General features: G+C 61.7%; 8 protein-coding genes and 1 tRNA gene. All 9 read left to right on the top strand.

Annotated elements, in window-relative coordinates:
• Position 1 precedes the first annotated feature (1 nt).
• The 9 genes from AC07W4_RS25130 (at position 2) to AC07W4_RS25170 (ending at position 8,279) form a co-directional block, all read left to right on the top strand.
• Positions 2–628 (top strand): phosphoribosylanthranilate isomerase, encoded by a 627-nt coding sequence (locus tag AC07W4_RS25130; protein ID WP_495034374.1) that lies wholly within the window; start codon positions 2–4, stop codon positions 626–628.
• A 216-nt stretch (positions 629–844) separates the two neighbouring features.
• Entirely contained in the window at positions 845–1,765 is a 921-nt protein-coding gene (gene accD, locus AC07W4_RS25135; protein ID WP_008047319.1) for an acetyl-CoA carboxylase, carboxyltransferase subunit beta, read from the top strand.
• Entirely contained in the window at positions 1,762–3,069 is a 1,308-nt protein-coding gene (folC, locus tag AC07W4_RS25140; protein WP_495034375.1) for a bifunctional tetrahydrofolate synthase/dihydrofolate synthase, read from the top strand. The genes accD and folC overlap by 4 nt, the downstream gene beginning before the upstream one ends.
• Positions 3,053–3,721 (top strand): SPOR domain-containing protein, encoded by a 669-nt coding sequence (locus AC07W4_RS25145; RefSeq protein ID WP_495034376.1) that lies wholly within the window; start codon positions 3,053–3,055, stop codon positions 3,719–3,721. The genes folC and AC07W4_RS25145 overlap by 17 nt, the downstream gene beginning before the upstream one ends.
• A gap of 98 nt (positions 3,722–3,819) precedes the next feature.
• Entirely contained in the window at positions 3,820–4,380 is a 561-nt protein-coding gene (locus AC07W4_RS25150) for a CvpA family protein (RefSeq protein WP_007975669.1), read from the top strand.
• A 41-nt stretch (positions 4,381–4,421) separates the two neighbouring features.
• A complete protein-coding gene (gene purF, locus AC07W4_RS25155) occupies positions 4,422–5,927 on the top strand; it encodes an amidophosphoribosyltransferase (RefSeq protein WP_007975670.1) in 1,506 nt (501 codons plus the stop codon).
• 73 nt (positions 5,928–6,000) lie between these two features.
• Entirely contained in the window at positions 6,001–7,212 is a 1,212-nt protein-coding gene (locus tag AC07W4_RS25160; RefSeq protein ID WP_008047312.1) for an O-succinylhomoserine sulfhydrylase, read from the top strand.
• Positions 7,209–7,985, top strand: coding sequence for an SDR family oxidoreductase (locus tag AC07W4_RS25165; RefSeq protein ID WP_495034377.1), 777 nt, complete (start codon positions 7,209–7,211; stop codon positions 7,983–7,985). The genes AC07W4_RS25160 and AC07W4_RS25165 overlap by 4 nt, the downstream gene beginning before the upstream one ends.
• Positions 7,986–8,203: 218 nt before the next feature.
• Positions 8,204–8,279: transfer RNA gene (locus AC07W4_RS25170), tRNA-Val, on the top strand.
• Position 8,280 lies beyond the last annotated feature (1 nt).

The following is an 8,280-nucleotide window of genomic DNA, read 5'->3' on the forward strand; positions in this document are numbered from 1 at the left end:
CATGTCAGCCGTTCGCAGCAAGATCTGTGGGATTACCCGCCTAGAGGATGCGTTGGCAGCCGTCGAGGCCGGGGCGGACGCCATCGGATTCGTGTTCTACGCCAAAAGCCCCCGCGCGGTGACGTTCCAGCAGGCGCGCTCGATCATCAAGGCGCTGCCGCCGTTCGTGACCACCGTGGGCCTGTTCGTCAATGCAAGCCGGTGCGAATTGGGTGAGCTGCTCGACGCGGTGCCCCTGGACCTGCTGCAATTTCACGGCGATGAAAGCGCGGCCGAGTGCGAAGGCTGGCACCGCCCGTACATCAAGGCGCTGCGGGTCAAGGCGGGTGATGACATCGCCGCGGCCTGTGATGCTTATGCCGGCGCCAGCGCAATTCTGCTCGATACCTATGTCGAAGGTGTTCCCGGAGGAACCGGGGAGGCATTTGACTGGTCACTGATACCGCAAGGCTTGAGCAAGCCGATCATTCTGGCGGGTGGTCTGACGCCGGATAACGTCGCCGAAGCGATTGCCCGCGTCCGGCCTTATGCCGTGGATGTCAGCGGCGGGGTAGAGGCGAGCAAGGGCATCAAGGATCACGCAAAGGTTCAGGCATTTATCAAAGCGGTACGCGGTAGCACCTGTTGATGTGACGGCTGGCAGACTGCCGCCGTCCACTGCACTGTACAAAGCGGATGCACTGCACACAGCAGGCAGATCCGAGGGTTTGTGGTTGCACGCAGGTCATGTTTCGCGCTGACCGTGGCAGACCTCGACCCTCTTCGCACACATGAATTTAGCGCTAGGGCATACACGGGGCCGCGAACCAGAGCGTTCGGGCCGCCGGTACTGGAGAAAGAAAGCATGAGCAACTGGTTAGTAGACAAACTGATCCCTTCGATCATGCGTTCCGAGGTCAAAAAGAGCTCGGTGCCTGAAGGTCTTTGGCACAAATGCCCGTCTTGCGAGGCTGTGCTGTATCGTCCGGAGCTGGAAAAGACCCTGGACGTTTGCCCCAAGTGCAACCATCACATGCGTATCGGCGCCCGCGCCCGTATCGACATCTTCCTCGATGTTGAAGGCCGTGCCGAGCTGGGTGCGGACCTGGAGCCGGTTGACCGTCTGAAATTCCGCGACGGCAAGAAATACAAGGACCGCCTGACCGCAGCACAAAAGCAGACCGGCGAAAAAGACGCGCTGGTTTCCATGAGCGGTACTTTGCTGGGCATGCCGGTGGTGGTTTCGGCGTTCGAGTTTTCCTTCATGGGCGGTTCGATGGGCGCCATCGTCGGTGAGCGTTTCGTTCGCGCCGCCAACTACGCCCTGGAAAAACGTTGCCCGATGATCTGCTTCGCCGCTTCCGGTGGTGCACGCATGCAGGAAGCGCTGATTTCCCTGATGCAAATGGCCAAGACCTCCGCGGTGCTGGCTCGTTTGCGTGAAGAAGGCATCCCATTCATCTCCGTGTTGACCGATCCGGTCTACGGCGGCGTTTCCGCCAGTCTGGCGATGCTGGGCGACGTGATTGTCGGCGAGCCGAAGGCGTTGATCGGTTTTGCCGGTCCGCGCGTGATCGAGCAGACCGTGCGTGAAAAACTGCCGGAAGGCTTCCAGCGTAGCGAGTTCCTGCTGGAGCACGGTGCCATCGACATGATCATCGACCGTCAGGAACTGCGTCCGCGTCTGGGCAACCTGCTGGCGCAAATGATGGGCCTGCCGACGCCGAAGTTCGTGGCTGCACCCATCGAACCGATCGTGGTTCCACCGGTTCCTGCCAGCCTATGACCCAACGTACCCTTGGCGAATGGCTCGCCTACCTTGAACAGTTGCACCCTTCGGCCATCGACATGGGCCTGGAGCGGTCGCAGCAGGTAGCGTCCCGCATGGGACTGGGCAAGCCGGCGCCTCGGGTGATCACGGTCACCGGGACCAACGGCAAGGGTTCCACCTGTGCGTTCGTGGCGTCCTTGCTGCGGGCCCAGGGCTTGAAAGTGGGGGTCTACAATTCCCCACACCTGCTGCGTTACAACGAGCGGGTAACGGTCGATGGCGTCGAAGCCACGGACGCCGAGCTGTGCGAGGCCTTTGCCGCGGTAGAGGCCGGGCGTGGCGACACATCCCTGACTTACTTCGAAATGGGCACCCTGGCGGCATTCTGGCTGTTCCAGCGCTCCGGGCTCGATGCAGTGGTGCTGGAAGTCGGTCTGGGCGGTCGTCTGGACACGGTCAACGTGGTGGACGCCGACATGGCGCTGGTCACCAGTATTGGCGTCGATCATGCGGATTACCTGGGTGATACCCGAGAGTCCGTGGCCTTCGAGAAGGCCGGTATCTTCCGTCAGGGCGCGCCTGCGCTCTGCGGCGACCTGAATCCCCCGCAACCTCTGCTGGACAAGGCGCGCGAGCTCAATTGCCCGTTTTTCCTGCGTGGGCGCGATTTTGACCTCGGTGTGACCGATCACACCTGGCAATGGCGTGGTGTCGATGGGCAAGGGCGCGTAGTTGAGCTGCGCGACCTGCCACTGCTCGATCTGCCGATGGAAAACGCTGCGCTGGCGTTGCAGGCGTACCTGCTGCTCGGCTTGCCTTGGGTGGATGGGCAGATTGTCGAGGCGCTGCGGGCAACGAAGGTGGTCGGTCGTCTGGATCGCCGTGAGATCGAGTGGCAGGGCAAGCGCTTGAATCTTTTGCTGGATGTGGGGCACAACCCCCATGCGGCGGAATATCTGGCTCGTCGCCTGGCCAGTCGCCCGCCGGTCGGCAGGCGTCTGGCGGTGTTCGGGCTGCTGGCGGACAAAGACCTGGGTGGTGTTGTCGGCGAATTGAATGCTAGTGTCCAGCACTGGGCTGTCGCACCTCTGGATTCGCCTCGGGCGCGTCCGGTTGCGGACTTGCACGACGCGTTGCAAGCTCTTGGTGCGTCGGTCACGTCATACGGCAGCGTAGCGACCGCCCTGGAAGGGCAGTGCGCGCAGGCTACGAGCGACGACGAAATCCTGTTGTTCGGATCATTTTATTGTGTCGCCGAGGCCCTTGAATGGCTGGCCCGGCGCTCCACGGAGGAAGCGGCAAATGGCATTGCTGGATAAGGCATACAAACAGCGTATGGTTGGCGCCCTGGTGTTGGTCGCGCTGGCGGTGATTTTTCTGCCGATGCTGTTTTCCCGCCAGGACGAACAGCGCCAGGTGACGGTCGAAGCGCCCGCGGCTCCGCAGGCGCCAGCGTTGCCCCAGGTACAGGTCGAGCCCGTGGTGGTGCCCGAGCCGCAAGCCTTGCCCCAGGAGCCCGTGCCGAGCGATGACGAAATCGCCCAGCAGGAATCGGCAGTGCCAGCTGTTCCGGTGGCTCCAGCGCCTGCGGCTCCAGCGCCGGCAGCCAAGCCGCCTGCACCGGCGCCGGTCCCGGCTTTGGCGGCCAAGCCTGCAGCGGCGCCTGCCCAGCCGATCACCGCGGCACCGGGCAAGCCGGACACCACGCAAAGCCGCGTCGATGCCAATGGCTTGTCCGTCAGCTGGTCGGTGCAACTGGCCAGCCTGTCGAACCGTGAAAGTGCGGAAAAGCTTCAGAAAACCCTGCGCAGCCAGGGTTACAACGCCTACATCCGTACCGCCGATGGCAAAAACCGGGTGTTTGTCGGGCCGCTGATCGAGCGTGCCGAAGCCGACCGGCTGCGGGATTTGCTGAACCGCCAGCAGAACCTCAAGGGGTTTGTGGTGCGCTTTCAGCCGGAACGTGGCTAAAACTATCGCCTCGATATGAAATGCACTGACAATCGCAGCTTACCGATAAGCATGGGCTCTGCTAAAATGCGCCGCCTTATCCGTCTGTAGGCTGCACTGTGCCATTTACCTGGGTTGACTGGGCGATCGTAGCAATCGTCGCCATCTCCGCATTGATCAGTCTGAGCCGCGGCTTCGTCAAAGAAGCACTGTCGCTGCTGACCTGGATCATCGCAGGAGTCGTAGCCTGGATGTTCGGTGGCTCACTGTCCGAGTACCTCGGCGGGTACATTCAAACGCCATCGGCACGTATAATCACGGGCTGTGCCATCATGTTTGTCGCCACTCTAATCGTAGGCGCAATGATCAATTATCTTATCGGCGAACTGGTTCGCGTCACCGGGCTCTCCGGGACCGACCGATTCCTCGGCATGGCCTTTGGCGCCGCCCGTGGCGGGTTGCTGGTGGTCATCGCCGTCGGGCTGTTGAGCCTGGGGCCGGTACAGCAGGACGGGTGGTGGAAAGAGTCACAGCTCGTGCCAAAATTTCTATTGGTCGCCGACTGGTCCAAAAACCTGATTCTCGGGTGGAGCAGTCAGTGGCTTGCCAGCGGAATCAGCGTACCCGCTGATATTCCGTTCAAGGAGCAACTCTTGCCGATGGCCAAAACGCCTCAGTGAGTAGTGCTCAGTTCAGATCCATTAAGTAGGGGTTGCGTCGCATGTGTGGCATCGTCGGTATCGTCGGTAAGTCGAACGTCAATCAGGCGCTGTATGACGCGCTAACCGTGCTCCAGCACCGCGGCCAGGACGCTGCCGGTATCGTGACCAGCCATGATGGCCGGTTGTTCCTGCGCAAGGATAACGGCCTGGTGCGTGACGTGTTCCAGCAGCGTCACATGCAGCGCCTGGTCGGTCACATGGGCATTGGCCATGTGCGTTATCCAACCGCGGGCAGCTCGACGTCGGCTGAAGCTCAACCGTTTTACGTCAACTCGCCTTACGGCATCACCCTGGCGCACAACGGTAACCTGACCAACGTTGAACAACTGGCCAAGGAGATTTACGAATCTGACCTGCGCCACGTCAACACCAGTTCCGATTCGGAAGTGCTGCTCAACGTGTTCGCGCACGAGCTGGCCCAGCGCGGCAAGTTGCAGCCGACCGAAGAAGACGTGTTTGCCGCCGTCACCGACGTGCACAACCGTTGCGTCGGTGGTTATGCCGTCGTGGCGATGATCACCGGCTACGGCATCGTGGGCTTTCGCGACCCGCACGGCATCCGCCCGATCGTTTTCGGCCAGCGTCACACCGACGAAGGCGTCGAGTACATGATCGCCTCGGAAAGCGTTTCCCTGGACGTGCTGGGCTTCACCCTGATTCGCGATCTGGCACCGGGCGAAGCGGTCTACATCACTGAAGAGGGCAAGCTGTACACCCGTCAGTGCGCGACCAACCCGTCCCTGACGCCGTGCATCTTCGAACACGTCTACCTGGCGCGTCCGGATTCGATCATCGACGGCGTGTCGGTCTACAAGGCCCGTCTGCGCATGGGTGAGAAACTGGCCGAGAAGATCCTGCGCGAGCGTCCGGACCACGACATCGACGTGGTCATCCCGATTCCGGATACCAGCCGCACCGCCGCGCTGGAGCTGGCGAACCACCTGGGCGTGAAGTTCCGCGAAGGCTTCGTGAAGAACCGCTACATCGGCCGGACCTTCATCATGCCGGGCCAGGCCGCGCGGAAAAAATCCGTACGCCAGAAGCTCAACGCCATCGAACTGGAATTCCGCGGCAAGAACGTGATGCTGGTGGATGACTCCATCGTTCGCGGTACCACTTGCAAGCAGATCATCCAGATGGCCCGCGAAGCCGGCGCCAAGAACGTCTACTTCTGCTCCGCGGCGCCAGCGGTTCGCTACCCGAACGTCTACGGCATCGACATGCCGAGCGCCCACGAGCTGATCGCGCACAACCGTTCGACCCAGGACGTGGCTGACCTGATCGGCGCCGACTGGCTGATCTATCAGGATCTGCCTGACTTGATCGAAGCGGTCGGTGGCGGCAAGATCAAGATCGACAAGTTCGATTGCGCGGTGTTCGATGGCCAGTACGTCACTGGCGACGTCGACGAGGCTTACCTGAACAAGATCGAACAGGCACGCAACGATGCCTCCAAGGTCAAGACGCAGGCAGTCAGCGCGATCATCGACCTGTACAACAACTGAGTTTCTACCGGCCCTGAGGGGCCGGTTTTGTATCCGGCTTTTAATTGACGAGAATAGGGAAAGGAGTGACAGCATGAGTCAGGATTGGGATGCCGGTCGGCTGGACAGCGACCTCGAAGGCGTAGCGTTCGATACCCTGGCCGTACGTGCCGGTCAGCACCGTACGCCGGAAGGCGAACACGGTGATCCGATGTTCTTCACTTCCAGCTATGTATTCCGCACCGCTGCCGACGCCGCCGCGCGTTTTGCCGGGGAAGTACCGGGCAACGTTTACTCGCGCTACACCAACCCGACCGTACGCGCCTTCGAAGAGCGCATCGCCGCTCTGGAAAGCGCCGAGCAAGCCGTGGCCACCGCCACCGGCATGGCTGCGATCATGGCCGTGGTGATGAGCCTGTGCAGCGCCGGCGATCACGTATTGGTGTCGCGTAGCGTATTCGGCTCGACCATCAGCCTGTTCGAAAAGTACTTCAAGCGTTTCGGCATCGAGGTCGATTACGTTGCCCTGGCGGATCTGTCCGGCTGGGACGCGGCGATCAAGGCCAACACCAGGCTGCTGTTCGTCGAGTCGCCGTCCAACCCGCTGGCCGAGTTGGTCGACATTGCCGAACTGGCGAAAATCGCTCACGCCAAAGGCGCGATGCTGGTGGTCGACAACTGCTTCTGCACCCCGGCCTTGCAGCAGCCGCTGAAGATGGGCGCGGACATCGTCGTGCACTCGGCCACCAAGTTCATCGACGGCCAGGGCCGTTGCATGGGTGGCGTGGTCGCCGGTCGCAGCGAGCAGATGAAAGAGGTGGTCGGCTTCCTGCGTACCGCCGGGCCGACCCTCAGCCCGTTCAATGCCTGGATCTTCCTCAAGGGCCTGGAAACCCTCAACCTGCGGATGAAGGCCCATTGCGCCAACGCCCAGCAACTGGCCGAGTGGCTGGAGCAGCAGGAAGGCATCGAGAAAGTCCATTACGCCGGTCTCAAGAGCCATCCGCAGCACGAGCTGGCGCTGCGCCAGCAGAAGGGTTTCGGTGCGGTCGTCAGTTTTGAGGTCAAGGGTGGCAAAGAGGGGGCCTGGCGCTTTATCGACGCCACGCGCCTGATTTCGATCACCGCCAACCTGGGCGACAGCAAGACCACCATCACCCATCCGAGCACGACGTCCCATGGTCGCCTGGCGCCACAGGAGCGTGAAGCGGCGGGCATTCGTGACAGTCTGATCCGTGTTGCGGTCGGCCTGGAAGACGTGGCGGACCTGCAAGCCGATCTGGCGCGCGGTCTGGCTGCGTTGTGATCGAGTTGTCTGCGCCGACCACCGGCTCGAATGGCCGCGTAGCGCTGGTGACCGGTGCTGCGCGGGGCATTGGCCTGGGGATCTCGGCCTGGCTGATCAGCGAAGGCTGGCAAGTCGTGCTGACGGACCTGGACCGGGAGCGCGGTTCGAAAGTGGCGAAAGTGCTGGGCGACAACGCCTGGTTCATCGCCATGGATGTCTCGAATGAAGGGCAGGTCGCGCTGGGCGTGGCCGAGGTGCTCGGCCAGTTCGGGCGCCTGGATGCGCTGGTGTGCAATGCGGCGGTTGCCGATCCGCATAACATCACCCTGGAAAGCCTCGACCTGGCCCACTGGAATCGGGTGTTGGCGGTGAACCTCAGTGGGCCGATGTTGCTGGCCAAGCACTGTGCGCCGTACCTGCGCGCTCACAGCGGCGCCATCGTCAATCTGGCCTCGACCCGCGCCGCGCAATCGGAGCCCGACACCGAGGCCTATGCGGCGAGCAAGGGCGGCTTGTTGGCCCTGACCCATGCGTTAGCCATTAGCCTGGGGCCGGAAATCAGGGTCAATGCCGTCAGCCCTGGCTGGATCGATGCGCGCGACCCATCGGCGCGGCGTGCCGAACCATTGACCGAGGCGGATCATGCCCAGCATCCGGCGGGCAGGGTGGGGACGGTTGAGGATGTCGCGGCGATGGTGGCCTGGCTGCTGTCGAAGAATGCCGGTTTTGTCACCGGGCAGGAATTCGTGGTCGATGGCGGCATGACCAAAAAGATGATTTACAGCGAGTAAGCTCCTGGATAGATGTTGAATGTGCTGCTTTCGCGAGCAAGTCGAATCGTCGCACCGCCGCTCCCACATTTGGAATGCATTCCCCTGTGGGAGCGGGTTTGCTCGCGAAAACGGTCTTGCTGCCTATACACAATTTTGTCTTTTTTCGAAAAACTTCAAGCAGGGTATTGACTTAGGTTCTCTACCTGCGTAAATTTCGCGGCCTCGGAGATGCAAACGGGTGATTAGCTCAGCTGGGAGAGCGTCTGCCTTACAAGCAGAATGTCGGCGGTTCGATCCCGTCATCACCCACCAC

Source organism: Pseudomonas sp. GW821-FHT02A08 (assembly GCF_059422045.1).

Bases quoted from the DNA above. Each gene is read 5' to 3' on its own strand.
- accD (WP_008047319.1), top strand. From the start codon at position 845: ATGAGCAACTGGTTAGTAGACAAACTGATCCCTTCGATCATGCGTTCC.
- AC07W4_RS25160 (WP_008047312.1), top strand. From the start codon at position 6,001: ATGAGTCAGGATTGGGATGCCGGTCGGCTGGACAGCGACCTCGAAGGC.
- purF (WP_007975670.1), top strand. From the start codon at position 4,422: ATGTGTGGCATCGTCGGTATCGTCGGTAAGTCGAACGTCAATCAGGCG.
- folC (WP_495034375.1), top strand. From the start codon at position 1,762: ATGACCCAACGTACCCTTGGCGAATGGCTCGCCTACCTTGAACAGTTG.
- AC07W4_RS25130 (WP_495034374.1), top strand. From the start codon at position 2: ATGTCAGCCGTTCGCAGCAAGATCTGTGGGATTACCCGCCTAGAGGAT.
- AC07W4_RS25145 (WP_495034376.1), top strand. From the start codon at position 3,053: ATGGCATTGCTGGATAAGGCATACAAACAGCGTATGGTTGGCGCCCTG.